This window comes from Hydrocarboniphaga sp. FW305-C-57 (assembly GCF_058783045.1).
Genome location: NZ_JBYSYG010000018.1, coordinates 55892 through 80379 on the forward strand (window position 1 = coordinate 55892; position 24488 = coordinate 80379).

Annotated in this window: 17 protein-coding genes; all 17 read right to left on the reverse strand. The window is 61.4% G+C overall.

All coding sequences use genetic code 11. The features are described 5' to 3' along the window. Window positions 1-145: 145 nt before the first annotated feature. On the reverse strand, window positions 146-1606 hold the full coding sequence (locus AC3WUM_RS23810; RefSeq protein WP_492413617.1) for an aldehyde dehydrogenase family protein: 1461 nt from the start codon (window positions 1604-1606) through the stop codon (window positions 146-148). A gap of 57 nt (window positions 1607-1663) precedes the next feature. After that, complete coding sequence (locus AC3WUM_RS23815; RefSeq protein WP_492413619.1) at window positions 1664-2665, reverse strand: AraC family transcriptional regulator; 1002 nt, start codon at window positions 2663-2665, stop codon at window positions 1664-1666. Window positions 2666-2717: 52 nt separating this feature from the next. Further along, window positions 2718-3620, reverse strand: a complete 903-nt coding sequence (locus AC3WUM_RS23820) for an alpha/beta fold hydrolase (RefSeq protein ID WP_492413621.1) — start codon at window positions 3618-3620, stop codon at window positions 2718-2720. Continuing rightward, entirely contained in the window at window positions 3617-5296 is a 1680-nt protein-coding gene (locus tag AC3WUM_RS23825; RefSeq protein WP_492413623.1) for an alpha/beta fold hydrolase, read from the reverse strand. The genes AC3WUM_RS23820 and AC3WUM_RS23825 overlap by 4 nt, the downstream gene beginning before the upstream one ends. 8 nt (window positions 5297-5304) lie before the next feature. Next, the gene (locus AC3WUM_RS23830) at window positions 5305-5772 is read right to left on the reverse strand and encodes a MaoC family dehydratase (RefSeq protein ID WP_492413625.1); all 468 of its coding nucleotides are present in this window, start codon (window positions 5770-5772) and stop codon (window positions 5305-5307) included. Between the two features lie 26 nt (window positions 5773-5798). Continuing rightward, a complete protein-coding gene (locus tag AC3WUM_RS23835) occupies window positions 5799-7187 on the reverse strand; it encodes a wax ester/triacylglycerol synthase family O-acyltransferase (RefSeq protein WP_492413627.1) in 1389 nt (462 codons plus the stop codon). Continuing rightward, window positions 7184-8086: a lysophospholipid acyltransferase family protein gene (locus AC3WUM_RS23840; protein WP_492413629.1), complete on the reverse strand. Its 903-nt coding sequence runs from the start codon at window positions 8084-8086 to the stop codon at window positions 7184-7186. The genes AC3WUM_RS23835 and AC3WUM_RS23840 overlap by 4 nt, the downstream gene beginning before the upstream one ends. Before the next feature lie 116 nt (window positions 8087-8202). Beyond that, window positions 8203-9945, reverse strand: a complete 1743-nt coding sequence (locus AC3WUM_RS23845) for an acyl-CoA dehydrogenase family protein (RefSeq protein ID WP_492413631.1) — start codon at window positions 9943-9945, stop codon at window positions 8203-8205. Between the two features lie 273 nt (window positions 9946-10218). Then, window positions 10219-11652: a TolC family protein gene (locus AC3WUM_RS23850; RefSeq protein WP_492413680.1), complete on the reverse strand. Its 1434-nt coding sequence runs from the start codon at window positions 11650-11652 to the stop codon at window positions 10219-10221. After that, a complete protein-coding gene (locus AC3WUM_RS23855; RefSeq protein WP_492413633.1) occupies window positions 11652-13817 on the reverse strand; it encodes a peptidase domain-containing ABC transporter in 2166 nt (721 codons plus the stop codon). The genes AC3WUM_RS23850 and AC3WUM_RS23855 overlap by 1 nt, the downstream gene beginning before the upstream one ends. A 5-nt stretch (window positions 13818-13822) precedes the next feature. Then, window positions 13823-14893, reverse strand: a complete 1071-nt coding sequence (locus AC3WUM_RS23860) for an HlyD family secretion protein (RefSeq protein WP_492413635.1) — start codon at window positions 14891-14893, stop codon at window positions 13823-13825. A 194-nt stretch (window positions 14894-15087) separates the two neighbouring features. Beyond that, window positions 15088-15291: a hypothetical protein gene (locus AC3WUM_RS23865; protein ID WP_492413637.1), complete on the reverse strand. Its 204-nt coding sequence runs from the start codon at window positions 15289-15291 to the stop codon at window positions 15088-15090. 101 nt (window positions 15292-15392) lie between these two features. Further along, entirely contained in the window at window positions 15393-16373 is a 981-nt protein-coding gene (locus AC3WUM_RS23870) for a WD40/YVTN/BNR-like repeat-containing protein (protein ID WP_492413639.1), read from the reverse strand. Beyond that, a complete protein-coding gene (locus AC3WUM_RS23875; RefSeq protein ID WP_492413641.1) occupies window positions 16370-18976 on the reverse strand; it encodes an efflux RND transporter permease subunit in 2607 nt (868 codons plus the stop codon). Before AC3WUM_RS23875 ends, AC3WUM_RS23870 begins: the two co-directional genes overlap by 4 nt. A 52-nt stretch (window positions 18977-19028) precedes the next feature. Then, entirely contained in the window at window positions 19029-20384 is a 1356-nt protein-coding gene (locus tag AC3WUM_RS23880; RefSeq protein WP_492413643.1) for a DUF1329 domain-containing protein, read from the reverse strand. Between the two features lie 27 nt (window positions 20385-20411). Continuing rightward, window positions 20412-22865, reverse strand: a complete 2454-nt coding sequence (locus AC3WUM_RS23885; protein WP_492413645.1) for a DUF1302 domain-containing protein — start codon at window positions 22863-22865, stop codon at window positions 20412-20414. A gap of 159 nt (window positions 22866-23024) precedes the next feature. Next, entirely contained in the window at window positions 23025-24437 is a 1413-nt protein-coding gene (locus AC3WUM_RS23890; protein ID WP_007186520.1) for a fatty acid desaturase, read from the reverse strand. Between the last annotated feature and the right edge of the window lie 51 nt (window positions 24438-24488).

The window sequence follows — 24488 nt, forward strand, 5'->3', positions numbered from 1 at the left end:
CGCCGATTCGTGTGGGCGCTCTACGGTTTCACCCTGGGCGTTTTCGTGGGCAAGCTGCTGGTGACGTAGAGGGCGGTCATCGTGTGTCGTTCGGCTGCGCAGCCCCCTTCGGTCGACGTGTGAAATTCCCTATCTGCATTTCGGGCTACGACGTCCATTTGAAGGTCCGGATCAACAGTTCCACGATCTGCCTCGTGCGTCCGGTGTATGGGGGGAAGAAAAGTCGCGCGAGCATGATCCGATTTTTGATCACGGCCCGCTCGTGCGAGAACGCGCGAAATCCCCAGATGCCGTGGGCGTTGCCGATGCCGCTGTTGTTGACGCCGCCGAACGGCAGGTTGCCATGGGTGAATTGCACGACGCTGTGGTTGATGCAGGCCCCGCCCGAGCTGGTGTCTTGCAGGACGCGCTCAACGTGCTTGGCGTTGCGACTGAAGAGATACAAGGCCAACGGCTTGTGCCCGTCATTGATCTTGCGGATCACCGCATCGAGATCCTGGTACGGAATGATCGGGCACAGCGGCCCGAAGATCTCTTCCTGCATCACGGCGGCGTTCTCGGGCACATTCTCGATCAGCGTGGGCGCCACGAAATGATCAGATTCCGAGACATAGTCGCCGAATATGACCTGTCCACCACGCGCCTTGGCGTCTTCGAGTAGGCCGGCCAATCGACGCGTATGACGCAAGTTGACCACATGCGTCAGATCAGCGGATTTCGCTTGCGATTGCGGTGTGCTTCCGTAGCGCTTTCGAAGTTCGGTGACCGCCTTGTCGATTAATGTCTTACGAACTGATTCGTGCACGTAGACGTGATCGGGGGCGATACAGGTCTGGCCACTGTTGAGGAACTTGCCCCAGAGAATGTTATCGACGGCCAGATCGAGGTCGGCCGTCTCATCCACGATGGTCGGGCTCTTGCCGCCGAGTTCGAGTGTCACACTGGTAAGGTGCTTGGCGGCGGCGGCCATCACCACCTTGCCGATGGTCGGGCTGCCGGTGAAGAAGATGTGATCGAACGGCAACTCGAGCAGTGCAGTAGAAATCGAGGCATCGCCTTCAAACAGCGCAACTTCATCTTCTCGAAAGACTTCACGGATGATCTTCGCCATCCATGCCGAGAAATACGGGGTAACTTCCGAGGGCTTGAGAATCGCCGTGTTGCCAGCTCCCAAGCAGGCGATCAGCGGCCCGAAACTGAGATTGACCGGGTAGTTCCAGGGCGAGAGGATCAGGCAGCGGCCGCGTGGCTCGTACTGAACGAAACTCTTGAGTCCCAGGGTCAGACGCGTGGGCCAGACCGATGTGGGACGCATCCAGCGCTTGAGGTGCCGCGCGTACTCGGCTGCATCCGCCACCACCGGTAGCACTTCGGTCAGATCGACCTCCACGGGAGGTTTGCGAAAGTCCGCAGCGCCGGCCTGGTACAGCTCCTCGCGATGGTCCAGCACCGCTTCGCGCAAGCGCTTGATTCGCGCCAAGCGTTCCTGCGCCGTCGAGCGCCGCCACCGCAGGGCCGTTTCACGCTGCGCGTCGAAGATGCGCTGGATGTCCTGATCGGGCTGAGGCGCAGCTTGCGGTACGAGCGGGGAAGACATCATGTTCATAGGTTGCTCCGTGGTCTCTGCGCGTCGCCATTTCGATGGGTGCGATGCGATTCGGTGTCAGTAGGTTCCGCGGGTTACTCGGTACTCGGAAGGGGTGAGCCCGGTCCTTCGCTTGAACGCGCGGCATAAGGCGGACAGCTCCGAGTAGCCTGCCGCTTCGGCAACATCCTCCAGGCGGCTGCGCTCTCGCCTGAGCATGCGCTTGGCGATGCGCAGGCACTCGCCTTCCTGGAGATCGGAGAAGGTGGTGCCGAGCGCATCCAGCCTCAAGCGCAAGGTGCGGTTGGGAATCTGCAGTTCGGCGGCGAGCTGATCAAAGCTGCAGCGTCGATGCGGAAGATAGGCCACCAGTACCTGTCGGACTCGCTCCTCGAGATCCAAGCGATGCAATTTCAGGAGCCGCCTGTCGATTTCCTTGCGATGCGCCTTCCACAGTTCCGTTATGTGATGGGGCGACTTCCGATCAAGGAGCGCGCAATCGAACTCGATCGTGCTGCGCTGAGCGCCGAAACCGACCTCGCAATCGAACACCGATTCGTAGTGGCTCAGCGGCGCACGTTGCGTGCAATTCAGAGAAACCGATGTCGGCTTGAACGCGCCGTCAGTCACTTGCCGAAAGAATCGGAGCAGCGCGAACGTCATGCAGATTTCGGTGTGGCGCATCTGCGGTGCAACAACGTCGGTGGACTGCAGCGAGAGCTCTGCATCCCGAGACAAGCGGCGGATCGATAGCCGAAGCGCATCGGACAGCAATCGCGAGGACTTGCAGAACAGCTCGAATCCGTCTGCGTACGTGGGACAGCTCAGCATCACGTAAGCCAGCACGCCCGCTCGAAGCTCGGGCATGTGCGGACAAATGTGCAGCCCGATATCGCCATCGCCAGCGATCGATTCCACTGCCAGCCAGAAATCTGGCTGCTGGGCATGCGGGAATCGCGTTGGAAGCTCCACGCCCGGTGCGACTTCGTAGCGTAATCGCTGGCTGACGGCCGACACGTCGACGCCGGCGCGCTGCAAGCCGGTGTAAACGATGTCGCGAAGCTCCGGTGAATCGTTCATGGGGTGATTCGAACTTCCGTCAGGCAGGCGCACGACAGAACGAACTGAGCTGTCATCGCTGGGTGCTCGGGGTCTTCTCGACGAGAAACTGTTCAACGACTCGAGCGGTTTCATCCGATTGCATGTCCAGAAACAGGTGCCCTCCCCCGCGGATGAAATGCAGTTTTGCGTCGCGAAGCAGAGCGGCCAGGATGTAGGCGTTCGAGGGCCGGATCAGCGGATCGTCGTCTCCGCACAGAATCAACGCCGGGCATTTGAGTTTGTGTAGCCACGGCAAGCTGGTGAATCGAAAGATCGCGTAGAGCTGCTGAAAATACGCGTGAACCGCCGGCGGCCGGGCCTTCGAGGCATAGCGCGCGGCGCGCCCGAGGTGACCCCGCATTTCACCGCCGTAGATGGTGCTCGCATTGCGCGCCATGAATCGCGGCGAGAAGTAGCGAATCGGGGACATCATCAACAGCAGCGCCGAAATTCGACCCGGCACCATCAGGATGCCTGGGCTCGTCGCCATCAAGATCAAATGCTTCACGCGATCCGGATAGTCGCGGGCGATCTGCTGTGCCAACCCGCCGCCCCAGGAAACGCCGGCGACGCTGAAGGCGCCGGTGTGCCCGAGCGCATCCAGCAAGCCCACTGCGAATTTCGCGTAACGCTTCAAGGTCGGCCAGAACAAGCTCGCTTCGGATTGCCCGCAGCCAGGCACGTCGAACAACACGATGCGGCGTCCCTTGAGCGATTCAACGAAGGGCAACAAGAGTTCGAAGTTCGCGCCGATACCGTTGCACATCAAAATCGGATCGCCCGTGCCTTCGGAGCGCGCGTAACGCAGACGTACGCCGTCGACATGCAGATAGCCGACCTCCAGTGCGCCGCTGGAGACCGGCGCGGCATGACGATCCAGGCGTGCGCGCAAAGGACGACCGCTTTTACTTCTTTCGGTGCGAGCGGAACTCATTCGTAGACGTATCGTCCTGGCGCGTTATAGAGAACGGGATAGTCCTCGTTCCCGGATGAAGCAGGGGCTGCTCGCAAGGCGCCCGATCGTTCGTGCAGCCAGCTATGCCAGTGTGGCCACCAGCTTCCGCCGTGGTGCTCCGCCGACGCTCGCCAGGCATCTGCCGTGTCGGCGAGCGTGCCGCCGGTCCAGAACTCAGCTTTCTTGCTGCCGGGGGGGCTCAGGATGCTTTGCATGTGTCCGGCATTGGCCAGCACGAAGCTGCGATTGCCGCCGAAGAGCTGAGTGTTGCGATAACAGGCTTTCCACGGGGTTATGTGGTCGGTGGTGCCGCCCAGGACATAGCTGTCGCAGGTGATCTTGCGTAGATCGACCGGCACACCATGCAGGCGCATCACGCCGTTCTGACTCAGCGAGTTGTTCGAGAACACGTCCATGAATTCGCTGTGCAGCTGCGCTGGCAGGCGGGTGTAGTCGTTGTTCCAATACAGGATGTCGAACGCCGGAGGCGCATTGCCGAGCAGCACGTTGTTGATCCAGTAGTTCCAGATCAGATCGTTGGGTCGTAACCAGGCGAAGGCAGCAGCCATCGCGCGGCCATCGAGCACACCGGCTTTGGCGGATTTCTTTCGTGCTGCTTCGATCGCACTCGGCGTTGCGAACAGGCCCAGTGGCGTTTCCCCTAGTTCGCCGACATCGAGCACGCTCACCAGCAGCGTCAGCGTGTTGACCCGCAGATCGCGCGCAGCGGCCCGTGCGGCGACATACGCGGCGAGCGTAATGCCTCCCGCGCAAGCGCCCATCAGGTTCACACGCGACGAGTGCGCCAGCTGGCAGATCGTGGCGATCGACATGTCGATCGCTGCTGCGTACTCAGCAAGGCCCCAGTCGGCGCAGGCGGCAGTCGGGTTTCGCCAGCTGACGATGAAGACTTGCATGCCGGCATCTAGCAGCCCGCGCACTACGCTTTTTTCGGACGTCAGATCGAAGATGTAGAACTTGTTGATCTGCGGCGGCACGATGAGCACCGGGATCTCGTGTACCTGTGCCGTCGTGGGCCGGTACTGGATCAGCTCCATCACCTCGGTTTGAAGCACGACGTCGCCTGCCGTGGTCGCGAGGTTTCCTCCGACTTTGAAGGAGCGCTTGTCGACCTGAGCTGGAAGTCCCTTGTTCTCGCGCAGGTCGCGCGCGAGGTTGCGCAAACCTTCGAATGCGCTCAGTCCGCCGCTGTCGCGAAAGCGGCGCACGGCTTCGGGCTGCCAGGGAAAGTTTGACGGTGCCACCGCGTCGGTCAGCAGCGACAACATGAATTCGAGCCGTGCTCGGCTGTGCGGTTTGAGGTCTTGCCCCTCGACCCATTCCGCCAAGGACTTCTCGAGTGCAAGCCAGCTCTGGAGCCAGTGGCGATAGCGCGGATCGCTCTTCCAGGCAGCATCGGAGAAGCGTCGGTCACGCGGCGATGGTTCAAGCTTCGACGCGTTGGTGAGGACCTTGCGCATCTCCTGCGCAAAATGGCTGACAGTTCTGGCAGTCAGATAGGGTTGAGCGGCGGCGACTCGAAGCGTTCGCATGCCTTCACGAAACACATCGCGAGCGCGAAATCCGACAATGGGATTGGGGCCCAGAATCGCGTCGGCACTGTGGGCGGCCAACCGTTCGGTGGAATCGGTCATGGCGCCTCCTACGGCAACAACATGACAGCGATTTGCGCTTGCAGCGCCGGTTCTTTCTCGTTCTCGATCTCAAGTACCGCCGAGACTTGCAGAAGCAGTCGACCCTCGGACTTCGGAGCAGCGGACTCCAGCTTCACACGGGCACGAATGCGACTGCTCGCGCGCACCGGCGCGCGGAACCGAACCTCGCTGAGCCCCGCGTTGATGGCACGACCGGCGTCGCCGGGAACGACACCGACATCGAATAACAGCTTGGCCAGCATCGACAGGCTCAGAAATCCATGAGCGATCGGCGCACCGAACGGGCTTTCGCGATGGCAACGCTCGACGTCGGTGTGTATCCACTGGTGATCGCCCGTACAGTCGGCGAAGGTATTGATGCGATCCTGGCCGACCTCGACCCAATCGCTCACCCCGAGTTCGTTGCCGACAAACTGCGCAACGGTGGACATGCTGTACTGGTTGTCTTGGATCATCCGTCGTTCCTCCCCGTCGTGGGTCTCTAGTTGTTGTAGGCGCGTTCGAGTTCGTCCAACGCGGCGCGGGACAACAAGGCGAGTCGCTGCAGGTGCGGTAGCGCATCGCGGCTGCCCGTGAAGCCCACATTCAAATGCCGGCCGTAGCTCACGCCGGTGATGTTCAGAACCTGGCCTTGCATCGGAATCGAGACCGGGTATAGCGCTTCCAAACTGGCATCGCCGAGGTAGAGCGTTGAAGCGGGCCCCGGAACATTCGAGACCACGAGGTTCATCGGTGGCGGTAGCCACCGGGTGAGCCCGGCAGCGCCGGCCAGCGTGGCCGGTGCTGCCAGCGCTGCGGTAAGAAAGGGGCGTAGCGGTGCTGGCATCGTCTGGATGTGACGTTTGGCCGCGAGCGTCGAGGCGTGGACACGATTCAGCCGGACTGCGGGCTCGTCGATGTTGGTCGCCAAGGTGGCCCAGCTAAAGGCGACCTGATTGCCGTTCGCGTCGTCTCCGAGCTGACGCAGGCTAAAGGGAACTGCGGCGATCAGGCTGCGATCGGGCAGCCCGTCCTGTGCTTTCAGATGGGCACGCAAGGCCGCTCCGATGACGCTGAGGTAGACGTCGTTCGACGACACGCCGGCGAGCTGAGCGATCCGCTTGAGTCGATCGATCTCGAGCTGCTGTGTCGCAACGCGGCGCGCGTTGGTGACGTAGCTGTTGAGTTTGGAGCGCGGTGCCGAGAATGGCCTGATGCGCTCAGGATCGTGATCGCGGGACCAGCTCATCGACGTCGCGGTGTGTTTGACGGCGGCCGCGACATCGCTCAGTCCGAACTTCGGTCTTCTCGCAGGAACGGTTGCGCGCGACTTGCGTTTGCTGGTGTGGGTGTCGTCCCACGGTGCGCGGATCGCTTGTCCCGGCGCTGTGGCGTGGCAGGCTTCAACGAACCGCATGCAGCGCACACCGTCGGCCAGCGCGTGGTGGATCTTCAGATAGATCGCGAAACGGCCGCGCTCCAAGCCTTCGACGATGTGGCACGTCCATAGCGGGCGGGACCGATCGAGCCAGACCCCATGCAGGTTCGAAATCAGCTCGCCAAGCTCGCGCTCTCCACCGGGAGCCGGTAACGCCGAGTGGCGCACGTGGTAGTCGAAGTCGATCTGCGAGACGGCGGTCACCGCGGGTGCGAGTCGCGACAGCGGCGCCTTGGCCAGGACTTGATTCCAAGGAGCCCCCAACTTGACCGGCGATCGGAACCGACGGACCAGGCCTTTGATGAAGTCCGGACCGGCATCGGGCGGCAGCTGATAAATCATCAGCCCCGCAACGTGCATCGGTGTCTCTCGGCGTTCGAGATTGATGAACGCTGCGTCGACAAGCGACAGGCGGCGCAGGCCTTCCGGCTCGGGGTTTCCGAATGCTGTCATCGGCTGCGAACCCGCTTGCCGCGTCTCGCGGTTAGCCGATCGACACCGGTTTGGATCGCACGCTCGACCTTGCCGTAGATCTCGTCGACGTAGGCGCAGTCTTCGATTGCCTTCGGATCGTTGCTTACCGGAATCGGGTCGAGGATCTCGTTGACGATCTTGGCTGGCAGTGGAATGTGCGACGGCAGTAGCTCGACCCAGATGCCGAACGGAAGTCCCGCCACGATCGGGGCATTTTCCGAACGCACCCGCTTTTTGAGCTGCAGCAGCTTGGCGAGCCAACGACCTTCGGACAGCACAAAGACGGTGTTTGCGCCGCCGATGGTAGCCACCGGAACGATCGGCACGCCCGAGGCGATCGCCTGTTTGACGAAGCCGCGGCGACCGCCGAGAACGACTTCGTTGCGTCGGCGCCAGCTGCGCATGGCATCGACTTCGCCGCCCGGCCATACGATCACGCTATTGCCCGCCGCCAGCGCCGCCGTGACGGGCTCACGTGAAGCCGGTATGACCCCGACGTTGCGGAAGAACGGCCCGACGCCCGGAAACGCCATCAGGGCATCATGTGCGGTGCCATGCAGGATGCGGTCGGGACCGAACTGGCGCCACCACGACAGCACGAACGACCAGGCATCCATCGTCAGCCAGGTGCCCGAGTGCACGCCGGCCAGCAAGCACGGACCGCTTGGCAGGTGTTCCCAGCCGCTGGTTTCGACTTGGAAATAGCGGTCCAGTGTGAAGTCGACGAAGGGCTCAATGCGCTTCATGAACTCTGGGTTGGCCCCACGAACCGACCAATCCGTCTGTGCACGCTCTCGAATGAGTTCGCGAACCTCTTTCTTGTCGTCCGGTTGACTGCTTTTTTTACGTCCATGTGGACCCGCTCCACTCTTGCGCATAGTGGCTCTCCTCAGGCACGGCAGCTCGGGCTGGGGTACAGCGCCGCTGCGATTTCGTTATGTGCTACCTCGTTGAACGCGTGGGCTTTGCAATCGGCGTGCGTTTCAGTTGTGTTTCAAAGCGCTTCGGCCGGCAACGCCATCAACGATGCGGCCGGAATCGTGGCGTTGGCGCAGAGCGACGGAACGCTCGTCAGCACGCGGCTGGCGAAGTACTTGGCGGTGGCGAGCTTGGCCTGCGCCATCAGGCTCTGCGGCTGCTTGCCGGCGGCCTTTGCCATGCGGAGCCAGTTGTATCCGAGCCAGGTCAGCGAGAACGCGCGCAAGTAGTCGGTGCTGCCGAACGCGGTGTCGGTCGCGGCTTGCAAGCCGAGCTTCTGAATATCCATGGTGGCGTGTTCCAACGCTTCTAGCGCGGTGGACAGAGGCGATCCGATGAAACCGAAATCCTCGCTGCTTTCGAGCTCGCGTCGAACGGCGGCGAAAAAGCGTGACGGCAATCGGCCGTCGCGCAGCGTCAGCTTGCGGCGCACGAGGTCGAGTGCCTGGATGCCGTTGGTGCCTTCGTAGATGCAGAATATCTTGGCGTCGCGAACGATCTGCTCGATGCCGTGCTCCTGCACATAGCCGTGACCGCCGTAGACCTGCAGTGCCATCGATGCGAGATCGAAGCCACTGTCGGTACAGAACGATTTGGTCAGCGGCGTTCCCAGCTCCACCCAATCCTGGGCTTCCTCGCGCACGGCAGGATCTGGATGGTTACGGGCGATGTCGACGTAGGTGGCTGTCTCGTAGGCCAACACGCGCGCCCCTTCGGTGATCGCCTTCATGTGCAGCAGCATGCGGCGCACATCGGGGTGATCCACGATCAGCTCGCTACCGGACTCGGACTTGCCCTGCTTGCGATCGCGCGCGTAGCGGATCGCATTTTGGGTGGCCAGCTCACATTGGCCGAGACCCTGGATTCCGACGCCGATTCGCGCGAAGTTCATCATCACGAACATGTTCTGAATGCCGTGACCGGGCTTGCCGACCAACCATCCTTTGGCGGCTTCGAAGGCCAGCGAACAGGTCGCCGAGCCGTGCAGTCCCATTTTGTGCTCGATGGACACACAGCGAACTGAATTGCGTTCGCCGGGCGTTCCGTCGCCGTTGACGAGGAACTTGGGCACCACGAAGGTGGACAGGCCTCGAACACCCGGCGGGGCGTCGGGCAGTCGCGCCAACACCAAGTGGATGATGTTCTCGGTCAGATCGTGTTCGCCCGAGCTGATGAAGATCTTGTTGCCGTCGATCCGATAGGAGCCGTCGGCTTCCGGCAGTGCGCGCGTCTTGATGGCGCCCACGTCCGATCCGGCTTGGGGTTCGGTGAGGCACATGGTGCCGCCCCACTCACCGGTCGCGAGCTTGGTGCAGTAGAGGCGATGCTGCTCTTCGTTTCCGCAGGACTCGATGGCTTCGTAACAGCCCGTGGTCAAGGTCGGATACAGAGCGAATGCGACGTTGGCCGAGCACGTCATTTCCTCGATGACCTTTCCGACCACATAGGGGAAGCCGGAACCGCCGTACTCGGGGCTTTGCGAGATACCGATCCATCCGCCCTGCTGAAAGCGCTCGTAGAACTCGCGATAGCCGGGCGGCGTGCACACCTCGCCATAGGCCCAGGTGCAGCCTTGATCGGAACTGCGATGCAGCGGTGCCAGCTGCTCTTCGAGCAACTTGGCTGCCTCTTCGATCGCACCATGAATCGTGTCGAGGCCGACGTCGGCGAAGGCCGGCAGCGCATTGAGTCGACCGATGTCGAGAACGTCGTCGAGGACGAAGCGAATTTCTGATACGGGTGCGCTGTAGCTTGCCATGCGGAACTATCTTGATCTCTGAGCGATGCGTGGACGATGGTTCGAGCCAGACTCGGCTCGGGCGCCAACTCAATCGGATGCTCTCGAACGCCACTGGTCGCGGTCTTCGTACGATTCAGGCCACGAGTGGAGCGGTCGGAACGACCCGTCGATTGCGCCTTGGAGTCCGAATGTAGCCAAGGGTGACGCCGTTCTCACCTACCCTTTGATTGGTTTTTTCTGGCGGCAGATCGGCTTGCGCGGCAGTGCGTCGATCACGATTGGTAATGCTCGCTACGGTGTCGAGTCGATCGCGCCGAGTGCTGTTGCGAGGCGCACTCGCATCACTTGTTCTCGCGAGATCGCATCGAACTGCTGTGTGCGTGCCGATGCGAGGCTGGCTTGGGCGGACATCAATTCCAAAATGCCGCCGACGCCGCTCTTGTAGCGTCCGAGTGCGAGTGCATAGGACGCGTCGGCGGCGTCCAGCAGATCGCGGCAGACCGCGAGTTCATCCCAGCTGCTGCGAATGCCAACGTAGCTGTCCCACACGTCCCGTTCGACCTGCCGGCTGGCCGAGAACAGCTCGGCATCCCGATCAAGTGCTTCTGCGTGCGATTGCTGGATGCGCAAGCGCCGACGCTGGCCATCGAAGATCGGAACGCTCAGCTGAACGCCCACGCTGGTGGTCTCGATCGTCTGCCGCGTTGCGACCCGATCCACCGGCGTATCGCTGCGCACACCCGCTGCGACGAGCGAAATGCGAGGACGTCCTGAAGCATGCGCGACCTGCTCGGCACGTCGCGCCGCCTCCAGTCGGGCCCGCGCCGCCAAAACTCCGGGGTTGGCATTCAAAGCTCGTCCGATCAGGGCTTCGATTTCGGGGAGGGTCTCCGGTACATGAGCGATGTTCGAGGACATCGGCGCCAGGACTAGGCTCACGTTGGGTCGAAAATGCAGAGCAATGGCGAGCACGCCGAGTGCAGCGTGGTAGCGGCGATCGGCGTGGACGCGCTCAAGCGAGGCTTGGGCCCACGCGGTTCGCGCCTGCAACCGGTCCGATTCCAGTCCCACACCCGCCCCAACCTTGGTCTGGACCACCTCGAAGATGTCTCGCGCCAGCTGCTCGGCTTGCGTGGCCGAGTTCAGGGCGGCGAAAGCCGCCTGCGCCTCGAAGTAGGTTTCTGCCGTCTCCAGGAAGACGGATTGCACGGCCCTGTCGAGCGATGCCAATGCCGCCGTCAGCAGCCCCACCTCATATTCCACGCTCGCATCCCGCACTCCGAAATCGAACAGCAGCCAATTCACGTCGAGTCGTAGCTCATTGCTCGTGCCACTGAACGAAGAGTTGAAGTCCGAGTTGTCCGGGAACTTCGAATCCGCTGTGACGCGACCGAGCGCCGCGCCGGCCGTGACCGTCGGCCAGTATTCGGCCTTCTGAGCGCCTACAGCGGCCTTCTGCGCCTCGATGCTGGCCCAGGCCTGCCGCGTGCGCGGATTGGCGCAGAGCGCCCTGCGCGTGGCGTCCAGCAAGCTCAGCGGCGTCGCGTGACCGGGCCGGCCGCATTGGCTTGTCGCCAGCTCCAGCGCGTCCGGGCTGTCCGGGGCATCGTCTGGTGTAAATGACGATGCAGCGGGTGTGCTCGACGTAGTCGGCTGGCCCTGCGCGTTGGCTGCCGCCAGGCATAAGCCCGCCAGTATCGGCGACAGGAGGCGGCCGATGCGCATCACGGTGGAGGTCTACCGGCGGCCGATTCCATCTCCACGTCGACTCCGGTCTCGACATCACGGCGGACTTCGAAGGCTTGGCCGTTTTCGATGCGAATGATGCGATCGGCCGAGGCGATCGTTTGCGGTCGATGCGCCGCGATGATGCGCGTCATATGCAGTTGCGCGATCGCGCGGTTGACGCGCTCCTCGCAGTCCAGATCCAAGTGGCTCGTCGCCTCGTCGAGAATCAGGATGCGAGGTTGCTTGTACAGCGCCCTGGCAAGGAGGAGGCGCTGCTTCTGACCTCCCGAGAGCGCTGCTCCCATGTCGCCGATCATCGTGCTGTAAGCCATCGGCATCGCGTTGACCTCGTCGTCGATCGCGGCGAGCCGGGCGCAGTGCTCAATGCGCTCGCGATCGGGACGACGGTCGAAGAACGCGATGTTGTCGGCGATGGAGCCGGCGAATAGCGCGTCATCCTGCAGCACCGATGCGGTCATCTGCCGCAACGCATTCAGGCCGAGTTGATCGAGGGATCGACCGTCGATGAGAACCTGCCCATCGGTGGCGGGAATCAGGCCCCGCAATACGTTGAGCAAGGAAGTCTTGCCGCAGCCCGAGGGGCCGACGACAGCCACACATTCGCCTGCGGCGATCGACAGCGACACGCCATCCAATACGTAGGGATCGGCGTCGGAGTAACGCAGTCGCAATCCGCGAACGTCGATGGACGGCGGCCGCTGTGTCTCCCCTACGCTGGGCGTTGCGGTCCCGTGATCCGCTTCGGTCGGGGTCAGCACGATGTCGGCCAGTCGCTCGCCCTGCAGTCCGAGCATGCGCAGCTCGACGACCTTGTCGATCAGCGAGCTGACGCGCAGGTCGAACTGACTCTTGTACGCAAGGAACGCGAGCAGCATGCCGATCGTAAAATGCTGGTCCATCACCAGGTGTGCGCCGAGCCAGATGACCGCCAGGTGTTCGATGCCGAACAGCACGCCGTTGAAGGCGTGGTAGACCATCGCGATCTTGTTGGTGCGCAGCTCCGCATTGGTCTGATCGACGAGCAGTCCGATCCAGGCCGACTGGCGCTCCGGCTGCCGCTGAAACAGCTTGATCGTGCGGATTCCGCGCATCGTCTCCAGGAAGTGGCTCTGCTGCTTGGCGGCATGCACGATCTGCTCTTCGGTCGCATGGCGCAGCGGCGCGAACCAGAGCCAGCGACCGATTGCATACAGAACCATCGCGACGAGCGCGATCGCGCCCAGACGTGGGCTGTACACGAACATCAGGGTCAGTGTCAGTACCGACATGAGGCCATCGAGAATCGCTTCGAGCAGCGACGTCGTCAGCGTCTTCTGAATCGTCTCGATGGCTCCGAATCGCGACACGATATCGCCCAGATACCGCTTCTCGAAGAACGGCAGCGGCAGCCGCAACAAGTGGGAGAAGACGTTCGCGTGCCACTGCATCTTCATGGTCGTGCCGAGAATCATCAGCAGCCAGCCGCGCACAAAGACGATGAACTGCTGCATGAACAGATGCAGGGCGAATCCAATCACCAGCAGATTCAGCAGCTCCTGGTCCCAGGACACCAGCACGAAATCCGCGACCCATTGCAACAACAGCGGAGCGGTGATCGCAAACACCTCGATACCCGCCGCCAACAGCAGTGTTTGACCCAGCGCCCGATACAGTCCGACGATCGGTCCGATCAGCTGTCGAATCTGGATTGCCGGTGGCGGCGCGATTCGCTCGAAGCTCGGCCCGGGCCACAGCTCCATCGCGACACCCGTAAAGGCGTCTGACAGCTCCTTCCAGCTCAGATGACGAACGCCGAAGGCCGGGTCGTGGATTGTCGCCCCGCGGGAATCGCAGGCCTTCAGCACGACGAAGTGATTGAAGTTCCAGTGCAGCACGCACGGCGTTCGCAACTGAGGCACATCATCGAGTTCGAGTTTCACCGGGCGCGAGATCATCCCCAGGCTCTCGGCCAGCTGGGCTAGGGTATGCAAAGTGGTGCCCTTCAACGAAATCGAGAAGCGCTGCCGCAGCGTGTACAGATCGAAGCGCATGCCATGGTAGCCCACGATCATGCCGACGCAGGCCAGGCCACATTCGGCCGCTTCGGTCTGCAGCAGCATCGGCAGTCGCCGCCCGAAAGCGAATGACAGTTGATCGAGCATCGGCGTCAGGTGCTGCGGCTCAGAGCGTAGAGCGGATCGAGGATCCACTCGTAGAGTCGACGTCGTTCGATGCGGATGTCGGCCTCCACCGCCATGCCCGGTTGCAACGGGTGCGCCGCGCCATAGGCTTGAACGACCTGCGCGTCGGGCTGGACCCGAATTTCGTAGAGCGGCTCGATCGCCTCCTGGCTCACGCCCAGGGCACCGATCTCCCGCGGAGACAACGCCGTGCGGGAAACCCAGGACACCACACCGCCGTACTGTCCGAATTTCTGATACGGATACGCATCGAAGCGCAGCAGCACGCGATCGCCGGCGGTGACAAAACCCACCGCCCGACTCGGGGCGTAAAGACTGACCTGTAGCGGCGAGTCCTTCGGCACGATGCTGAGCATTGGTCGCGCCGGGTCGACGTGCTGGCCAGTCGCCACCGACAAGGCCGTCACCGTGCCGGACTGCGTGGCAGTGATGGAGACGAACTGCTCGGTAAGTGCGCGGGACAAGGCCAGGCGTTCCCGATCCAACGCCTTGAGTCGACCTTCCTGCTCGAGCAGATCGGCCTGTTTGGCTTGCAATTGCTCGGTCGAGACATAGTGTTTGCGCAGCAAATCGCGATAGGTATCGAGGGACTGCCGGCTCAAGCTGAGCCGGGCGCGCTGACTGGCGATCTGCTCATCGAGTAGCACCAGCTGACCGCGCAGCTCGGCGACCTTCGACACGGTCTGATCTTTGCCGTTGCTGGGCGGATTGAAGCCGTCGGGGCCAAGGGCGTAGTCGCTGGACACCACGAACAGCACGTCGCCTTTGGCAACCGACTGGCCTTCCTGGACCCGCTGCTCGATGACCAGTCCCGCGTGAGGCGAGAACACTTTTGCCAAGCCGGAAGCGGGCTCCAGATGCCCGCGTGCGGTCTGATGGCGCGTGAAACTGCCGTAGGCCAGGAATGAAATCAGCGCTGCGGCGAATAAGCAGCAGCACAGCGTCGGAACGAGCATCGACGCAGGCTGCGTCAGCAGAATCTTGCCGTATGGGCTCGCCGCCTGAGCCTCGAGCGCCGCCTTGCGGTATAGGGCCATACGACGATCCCCGCTTCTGGCGATCCATCAGGATCGCCCATGATCCTCAAGCCTAAGCAGAAAAAAGGAGCCGCCGACCACGACAAGGAGGAGCTCGTCATTGGCGCTTATATCGGCGGCCAATCTGCAGCGACTGGCATGATTCGCAGCGGGCTTTTAGACCTGCGCTGCGAGGGTCAACAACGGGCGTGGCGTCAGTTGCGTTTGAGCTTGACGATGAGCCCGCTGTACAGCGTTTTGACGACACCGCTCAACATTCCCATCCCGGTGTTGATGAGTCCGCTGACCAGGGGCGTTTGCAACAGCGGGGTCAGCGAGTTCAGCAATCCATCGACCACCGGAATCAAGCCGCCAGACACGGCTTTGGCTTCGGTTGAATTGAGTTCTTGAATGGCCATGATGTCTCCTCTAGTGAACCTGCACGTACCACGATAAAGACGGGATCAATGGCTGACTTCGCCCATTCGCGAAGTCAGCCATTGGATGGATCCGCCAACGCTCAGCGCAGCTTCGCGCTGAACGCGCCACTGTCTCCGACTAATACAACCTTGTCCGCGAGCACCGTGCCGCCGGTGACGGTTCCGTTCGGCGACTTTTCAGTCTTCGCGGGCCAGCGCGACACGCTCAGATCCTGGGACAGAATCGCAACATGTCCATCGCTTCCCATCAGCATCAGTGCGCCGGTGGAGAGGAAGTGGCTGCCAAAGAAGCTGGCGGTGGTACCCGTTTCGATCTTCTTCCACGGACCCGTCGAAGCGTCGGTGGCGACATAGACGTTGCCACGCATGCCATACGCGATCGCGCCCTTCTCGCCCCACGGAACGATCCCGAAGAACGACCCTTCATACGGACTGGGCACTCGCTTCCATTCGACGCCATTCGCCGACCAGCCCAGCAGTCCACGCTCACCCGCCACCGCGAAGCCGCCGCCGTTGAGCTTGGTGATCGAGTTCAGATGCAGCTTGTCATCCGAGATCGCCGGTGCCACCACATCGGTCCACGTGGCCCCTGCGTCCTGCGTCTGCTTGATGATGCCGAATGCGCCGACTGCTATCGCCTGACTGGTGTTGATGACCTCGATCGAGAACAGCGGCGAGTACAGCTCGGGCTCGCGGCTCTGGAGTTTCCAACTTGCACCGCCATCGGTGGTGTGCAGGATGACCGCGTCGTGCCCGACCGCCCACCCGTTGCGATCATCCGCGAACCGCACCGAGGTTAGCGCGACGTCCACCGGGCTGGTGACCTGCTTCCAGCTGGCTCCGTCCGTCGATTGCAGGATCGATCCGAATCCACCGACGGCTACCACTTGATTGCCGGCTTGGGCCACGTCGAGCAACAACCCACGCTCGGCGTGGGCCACCTGCAGCGCCGGCACAACCCCCGCCCCTTTCGGAGGCTGTGCCGCACTTTCAGCTCCCCACGCGTAGGTCGAGGACAACGCCGACGATGTGATCAGACTGATCAGTAGGATGCGTTTCATGAGGCGTAGACCTCCGCCGACTTAGGCGCACTGCGCTTGATGAGGAACGTCGAGAACGCCGGCAGCATCAGCAAGGCCGCCGCAGCATTGGCGAGGAACATGATCGTCAGCAGGATGCCCATGTCGATCTGGAACTGCAGGCCGGACAGCATCCAGGTTGCGACACTGGCTGACAGCGCCAGAGCGGTCACGACCACCGCCTTGCCGGTTTGATGCAGCGTGTCGGCGTAGGCCTCGCGCATTGTCATGCCCTTCGACTGCACGTTCTCTTCGAGCACGCTGTAGATGTAGATGCCGTAGTCGACGCCGATACCGGCTGCAAAAGCCGCAACGGGCAGTGTCGCGACGGTTTGACCGATACCGAGGAACACCATGATCGCGTACGTGAACACGGACACCGCAGCTAGAGGCACAACCACACAGATGACGCCGGCCAGTCCTCGGAACGAAGCTGCCACGCAAACGATGATCGCGGCATAGAGCCAGAACAGCACCGTGAACTCGGTTTTCTTGATGACGTCGTTGGTTGCTGCGAGCACGCCGACGTTACCGCCCGCGAGTTCGAAGCGCACCGGATCGTCCGACTTGGCATCCGCGTTGAACTGGTTGATCGCCGCGATCACGCCATCGATCGTGGTGGCCCGATGATCCTTGGTGAAGACATACGTCGGCATCACGCTACAGTCTTCGTTGAGCAGCCCCGTCGAGGTGGTGAACTGCTGACCGGCCAATACCAGGCCATCGGGCGATCGTGGCAACTGTGTCCATCGTGGATTGCTTTCGTTGTACTTGCCCCAGACCACCTGATCGAGCTGCGCCATCGATGCGGTCGACACGACGCCCGGCGTGTTCTGAAGGAACCAACCGAAGCGGTTGATGCGATTCATCACGTCGTAGTCGATACAGCCGTCCTTCTGCGTTCGGCCATAGACCTGCAGGATGTCGACGCCGATCGAGTAGTTGCCGGCAATGAAGGCTGAGTCGGTGTTGTAGCGTGAGTCGGGGCGCAGTGCTGGAACACCTTCGTGCAACTCCCCGATCTGTAGGTCGCGTGCAACCCACCAGGCTCCTGCCCAGGTGGTCGCGGCCAGCAACAGCACCGTTACGGCGGCCGGCTTGAGCGTCAGGACGGAAAGATTCCACCACACGGGCTTGAGCTTGCGATCGCGTTCGTTCTGATAGCGACGGAAGCGCTCGGGATTCCCGATCTTGGCGTAGGACAACAAGCAGGGCAGCAAGATTTTCTTGCACACCACCACAGCGACCAGGCCGAACATGGCGTTGATCGCCATTTCCTGCACGATGCCGATTGGGATCAGCAGAATCGTTCCGAATCCGATGATGTTGGTGATCAGCGCGGTGATGCCGGGAATGACGAGCCTGCGATAGGTGGCCCGCGACGCGTCGAAGCTCGACAGGCCGTGGTCAGCGACTTCCAGCAGCCAGAAACTGGTGATCTGAATGCCATGCGAGACGCTGATCGCCAGAACCAGGAACGGAACCAGGATCGCGAAAGGATCGAGTCCGTAGCCCGCCAAATGCAGGATGCCAAGCTCCCAGATCACCGCGAGCAGACCGCAGGACAGCGGATATAGGGCGATAACGAACGAGCCCATGTACCAGCTCAGCACGAGCCAGACCAGGAACACCGTCAAGCCGAAGAAGCCCACCACTTCGAACGAAGCGTCCGCGACGTCGCCGATGACCTTCGCAAAGCCGATGATCTGTACATCGACGTTGGGGTTGTAGTCAGGATTGGGTTTGGCTGCGACATCGAGCGAGCCGCCGAAGTAGCGGCCCTCAACGGCTTCGCCATCCTCCGCGGTCGCCGATCCGGCAATGGGCTTGAATCGGAACAGCAGACCACGAGGATCCTCGTAGGTGCGCGCGATGATCGTGCCGGCCTTCAGCGGCGGATGGTCGGATTTGAGACTCAGCTCATAGAGCGTGTCACGCGTGAAGCGCGAACGAATGTCTTCGAACAAGTGCGCCGTCTTGATGTAGTCGAGCTGTTCCTGAGTTCGCGGATTGATGTCGACAAGTTCGGCTACCACCATCGCGGAACGCTGATCGTTCGATACCAAACGGCCGACGATGCTCGCCTTTGCGACGTTGTCCCGCACCGTTGCGAGTGATTCAGTAGAAGGCGTGAAGCCCGACGGAATGACGTTGCCCCCCTGAAAGCCGCCTTCGACGACTTCCAGAAAGCGAGTATTCGGGGTGAACAGCGAGCTGACACGCGTGCGATCGACACCCGGCAGGAAGAACACCGCATCGGTCGCGGACTTCAGGGTGTCGAGGAAGGGGCCGTCGTAGATGTTCTTGGCGGGATCTTTCTGTGAAACAGCCAGCAGGACCGAGTTTCCGCCACCAAACTGCTGCTGATGCTCTTTGAGAACCTGAATGTAGGGATGATCTTTGGGCAGCTGCTTCTCATAGCCAGAGTCCAGCTGGAGCTGTGACGCTTGGTGGCCCAGAAGCAGGGTCATGAGCGCGATCACGGTGAGCGTGAGCGGGCGCTTCGAGAAAATCAGAGGCTCGGTAATCTTGACGAACAGCGTCGAGAACCAGCCGCGAGAGTCACTGTGCATGGGCGATTCCAATTGGGTGCTGCGGGCTGACTGATGTCAGCCCGCAGCCATCGCGGGAGAGCTCTTACTTCGAGGCGCGCTGCTGAACAGCGTTGTCCGAGAAGAAGCCTTCGGGGTAACGCACGCTGTAGTCGTTCGGCGCACCTTCGGCCTGAAGCGCCGTCACGAAGTAACGACCGGAATCGAAGTGATAGATGATTTCCGGCACAGTGAAATGCGTGAGCACGTTAGCCTGCGGGGCCGCCATGCCTTCCTGGAAGTTGTACAGCTTGCCCTGGCCGTCGTAGCAGTCGACCATCAGCACGCTCCAGGAATCTTCGTCGATGTAGAACACGCGCTTGGCGTAGGTGTGACGCTCGCCCGGACGCAGCGTGGCTTCGACCACCCAGACGCGGTGGTACTCATAACGCGGCACGTCGGTGTTCAGATGGTTCGGCTTGGCGAGTTCGGCGTACTTGGTGCGTGAGGCCTTGAAGTTGTTGTACGGCACGATCATTTCGCGCTTACCAACCAGCTTCCAGGTGTAGCGCTCGAGCACTCCGTTGAACATATCGACTTGGTCATAGAACTGCTGACCGTCGGTGCCTTCGTACGGGTTGTCGCAGCAGACTGCCGGAGCACGACGAATGCGCTTGAGCGCCGGTGCGTAGAGCCATGCGGCGCGACCGGTTGCGCCGGTGCCTGCACTTTCGTTCACCAGAATCATGGTGCCTGCGGTACGCGTCGGCGCGATGATCTTCGAGAGGTAGTACAGGAACAGGCCCTTGCCTTGCGTCAACGGCACCGGATCCTTTTCATTGGCGTACAGAAACTTCACGTCTTCGACGAGCTGTGCGAGCTGGAAGCGTCCGTCGGCCTCAACGATCATCTGGTCGTTCTGACGACGAACGGAATCTCCGCGCCACTTCAGTCGGTGATTCCAGATGACTTCCGCGCCGTTCTGTGGAATCGGATACGGGAAACCCTGTTTGCAGTTGTCGGGATTATCGGTGCCTTCGAGCGTGCAGTTCACAGCGTTTTCCGCCGTGGACTTGTAGATGAACTCCGGCCAGGCGACGTTGCGATGGCTCGGATACACCTGCATCTTGTAGGTCTTGAACGTCTTGAGCAGGTACTTGTGGCCTTCGCTGAGCTTGTCGCCGTACTTGGCGAGCTCTGCCGCTGTGATGGTGAACTGCGGCTTTTCAGCTTCGATCGTTGGGTCGGAAGCAAATTCGCCCGACAGCTTTCCCTGCTGTTTGGCCGGTGTCCATTTCGGCACCAGACCATCCGCACTTGGGCCAGCTTCGGCACCCACGGGCGTCAGTTCTTTGCCCAGCTTGGCCACTTGATCGGCTGGCGCTTTTGCGTGGGCGTTGAATGTGAGGGCGAGCGCACTCGCACCTAGCAAGACTTCGAACAACAGACGATTGGACTTCATGATTAAGCTCCTCTGTGCTGACTCTAGTTAGAACGAATACTTCGCAAACACCTTGATGGTGTCGCGGTCGCGGAACAGGTTGGCAGCACCACCACCAGCCCACATTTGGTAACCGATGTTCAACGACGTCTTTTCGCGATAGCGGATTTCGATGTTGGTGTCCCACAAGGTGCGACCTTCGACGTAGTTCGAGAGGTAGCCCGGGGAATGACCAAAGACGTCGTGCTTGAAAATGAAAGTTGGGTTGATGCTGATACCCGGCGCCACGCTCTCCCACCGCATCAACAACACGAGGCCGATGCCGCCCGACCACTTCGTCGGATACAGATCGAGGTTCGCCTGGTGCGGGTTGAAGCGAAGTCCATCAGGCCCGTATTGGCAGGCCACATTGGTCGAGCAAGCCTGGCGGGAGCCGTCGGCACCCGAGCCGTCCGCACCCGCGGTCGGGCTGGTGGTGGTGCCCGGAACCGCGAGCGCCAGTTGATCGAGCGGCGGCAGATCGAGGATGCCGCGGAAGCCCACTTCCGGCAGCCAAATGACTTGGTCGGCGCCGAGCAGTCGTGGCGTGAAGTCGGTATTGCCTTCCACGTAGGTGGCGCCGAAGTCCAGCGACAGCGTCTGGAAGCGTTCCCAGCCGCGAATGTAGGAGTTCGCCGGATTGGTGCCGATCACGCCGCCGCGATACGGAATGATGAAGTTCGGGAACGAGCGGCCCGAGCCCGGAAGATGTCCGACGATCAGATCGAAGGTGTCGTTGTAAGCACCGGCACCATCGGCCGTTTGATAGTCGCTGGGGCCATAGATGCCCGTGCTGCCATCGGCTTGCGTTCCCGACCCCACCGTGCTGCCTGAGCACCCCGGTGCGATGTGGCAGTTCGTCAACGACGGGCCAAGGCCAGCGAAGACCAGATCCACCACGTCGACCTGCAAGGGCTCGTTCGGACGGAAGGCCGCTTCACCCTGCACCGAGACATCGCCGAAACTCGTGTTGAAGCTGATGCCGTACATCTTGATGTTGCGCGGATACTCGAGCTGAGCCTTGATGCCATCGAGCGACAGTGCGCTGTCCGTCGCGCCTGCCGGATCGTTCGCCGGCAAATGCAGTAACGGGATGTCCGGGCACATCGCCAGGAACTCGACCGTGTTGGTCGCGTGCTTGGCACAGGACTCTTCCGTCGAGTAGATGCTGACGATCGGAATGCGCGAGGTGTAGTTCGCGAAGTAGAAGCCGAAATTGGTGCCGTTGTTGAGCCAGTCGGCGGCGTATGCGAACTTCAAGCCGAAGTTGTTATCGATGTTCTTCGGGTTGTCGTCACGCAGCCGTTGAGCGCGCGTGCCGGTGTTGGTGATCAGCGTCAGCGGATTGTCGATCAGACGACCGACGTTATCCGGATCAGGTGTCAGATTACCGAAGCCGACAGTGATGTAGTCCGGGCCTTCGTTCTCGGTGCCCAGGTTCACCGGCGAGTAGAAGCCGCCCTCGGCCGGTAATTCGACCGGACGGAATTCGAGAGCATACCAACCCGAGAAGTTAATGCCATCGACCGGCGTGATGCCGAACGAAATCGCATTGACGGGCTGATAGAAATCGTCGAGACCGTTGCCTCCGATGCGGAAGAAGTTGTTGAGGTTCGGCGGATTTAGCACGTTGATCGAGTCGAAGAACTCGACCGTCGATTCACCCCAGATCACTTGTTGGCGACCGACACGAATCTGCAAATCCTGATCGTAGGGAAGCTCAATGTTGCCGGAGATGTTGAAGTCGAGCAGCTGTACGCCCAGACCGATTTCTTCGAGCGTTTTCGAGTCGGTGCGCTTCTGCTTCACGCGGCCGCCGGGGCCGTAGACGATGCCGCACGGCAGGCCGAGCGGATTGCGGTTCGCCGGGCAGGGCACCGAGTCCGTACGTGCGCCGAGCACCGGCAGCGCAATACTGCCGGGCAGGGTGCGATAGCCGACCTGCTGGTAGTTGTCCTTGGTGATCAGGTTCGGATACGTCTCCTGAAAGTCGTAGTTCACCGGATCGTAGATCGCGATGATCTTTCCGAAGAACGACCAGTCCTTCCAGGTGGCGGTGAGGTCGCCATTGAAGCGAACGGCAGCCTGGGTGAAGTCCCACTGATCGTAGTTGAGGTTGCCGTGATCGAAGTTGGTGCTGAACGATCCTGGCGCTTCCGCCAGATGCTGCGCTGCGAAGTATTGTTCGGTGAACAGACCTTGGCAGGCCTGGTAGTAGCTGACGTTCTCGTTGGTGCGCCCGCAGACTTCCGGGTTGAGATTGTTCTTGCCGATGGCGCTATCAGCGCGGGGTTCCGAACGAATCGCCGCACCGACGATCACGGTCGAGTTTGTATTGACGTTGATGTTCTCGCCCAACACCGGAACGTTGAACGATGCGGCATCGACACTACTCAGCCCCCCGAGCATGCCGAACGCCACGATTGACGCGAACCGCTTGAGCGCGCGAGGCGCCGTCTGCATCACCATAGTTTCCTCCCTCGCATGAAACGCCGGTGCTTGCGCCGGCTTACTTGTTGGACTTCGCGCTGCGAACGCGAGCCGCACGCTCCCTACGCCGACAGGCTGTCGGCGTGGGCTGCTTTTTCTACTTTTCTAGGTACTGCTGCGGTGTGCCGCGAGTTACTGCTGTGCCGGAACCGGCTTGAAGTCGGGCTTCTCGCGCACCGCACACTGAGGGCAAGGCCAGTCCGCTGGCAGCGAAGCCCAAGTGGTGCCTGCTGGATAGCCCTCAGCCGGGCAACCGACGGATTCCACGTAGATGTACTGGCAATTCGGGCACTCGTAGCGATCCGTCGCGCTCACCGGCTTGGCTTGTTCAGCGGTCGGCTTTTCAGCCTTCTTGACGGTCCCCATTTCGCGTTCCGGCACGTAGTTCGGCATGTAGCGCTTGAGCAAGCGTTCGCGGGCTCGCGGATGCAGATTTGCCTTGAGCAAATCACCGCCGTGATGCGCGACGACGCGAGGATTCATGAGCTTGAACCACAGCGGCGGAAAGTAGGCCACGAGGATCATGCCGGCGTAACCTGATGGCAGCTGCGGGCTATCTTCGAAGTGACGCAGCGCTTGATAGCGGCGCGTCGGGTTGGCGTGGTGATCCGAATGACGCTGCAGCTGATACAACAGCAGATTGGTGACGACGTGGTTGCTGTTCCACGAGTGACGCGGCTGGCACCGCTCGTAGCGTCCATTGGCGTCCTTCTTTCGTGCCAGGCTGTAATGCTCGAGATAATTCACGACTTCGAGCAGGCAGAAGCCGTAGATGGCTTGCACGACGAGGAACAACAGAGCGCCCCAACCGAGCCACGCGGTGAGCGCGGCGAACATTACTACCGTCATCGCCCAAGACTGCAGGTTTTCGTTCTTCATCGACCAGGCCGGACGGTCGATACGCTTGAGACGTTCGGCCTCGATGTGCCAGGCCGAGCGGGCACTGCCGATCACCGATCGCGGCAAAAACGTCCAGAACGACTCGCCCATTCGCGAACTCGCGGGATCTTCCGGCGTTGCAACGTTCTTGTGATGACCCTTGTTGTGCTCAATGAAGAAATGGCCGTAGGCCACCGGCGCCAGCGTGATGCGCGCCAACCAACGCTCGAGCGAATTGGTCTTGTGACCCAGCTCGTGTGCGGTGTTGATGCCCACGCCGTTGATCATGCCCACCGTGATGGTCAGGCCGGCGAGCCCCCAGATGTCCAGCGTGCCTTGAACGGCGTACCAGGCACCCAGAATCGTGATCACGTACTGCGTCGGAATGTAGAGATAAACGATCCGACGGTAGTAGCGATCCTGATCGAGTCCGGCCACCGCCGATTCCGGCGCGTTGACGCGGTCTTCCGAAATCAGCCAATCGAACAACGGAACGCCACAGTAGAAAACGACCGGCAAAATCCACAGCGTCCAGGCCGGAGCGCCGTAGAGCGAAGCAAAGACTGACCCCAATGCAATCAGCGGCAATGCGGGGCTCAGTAACCACCAGTAGCGTTTACCGTCAACCCACGTGTTGTTGGTCGGCATGCGAGCAATGCCATCCATTTGAATTCTCCTCTCTCTCTAGTAAGGCTTAGCAGCGTGCACATACTACCG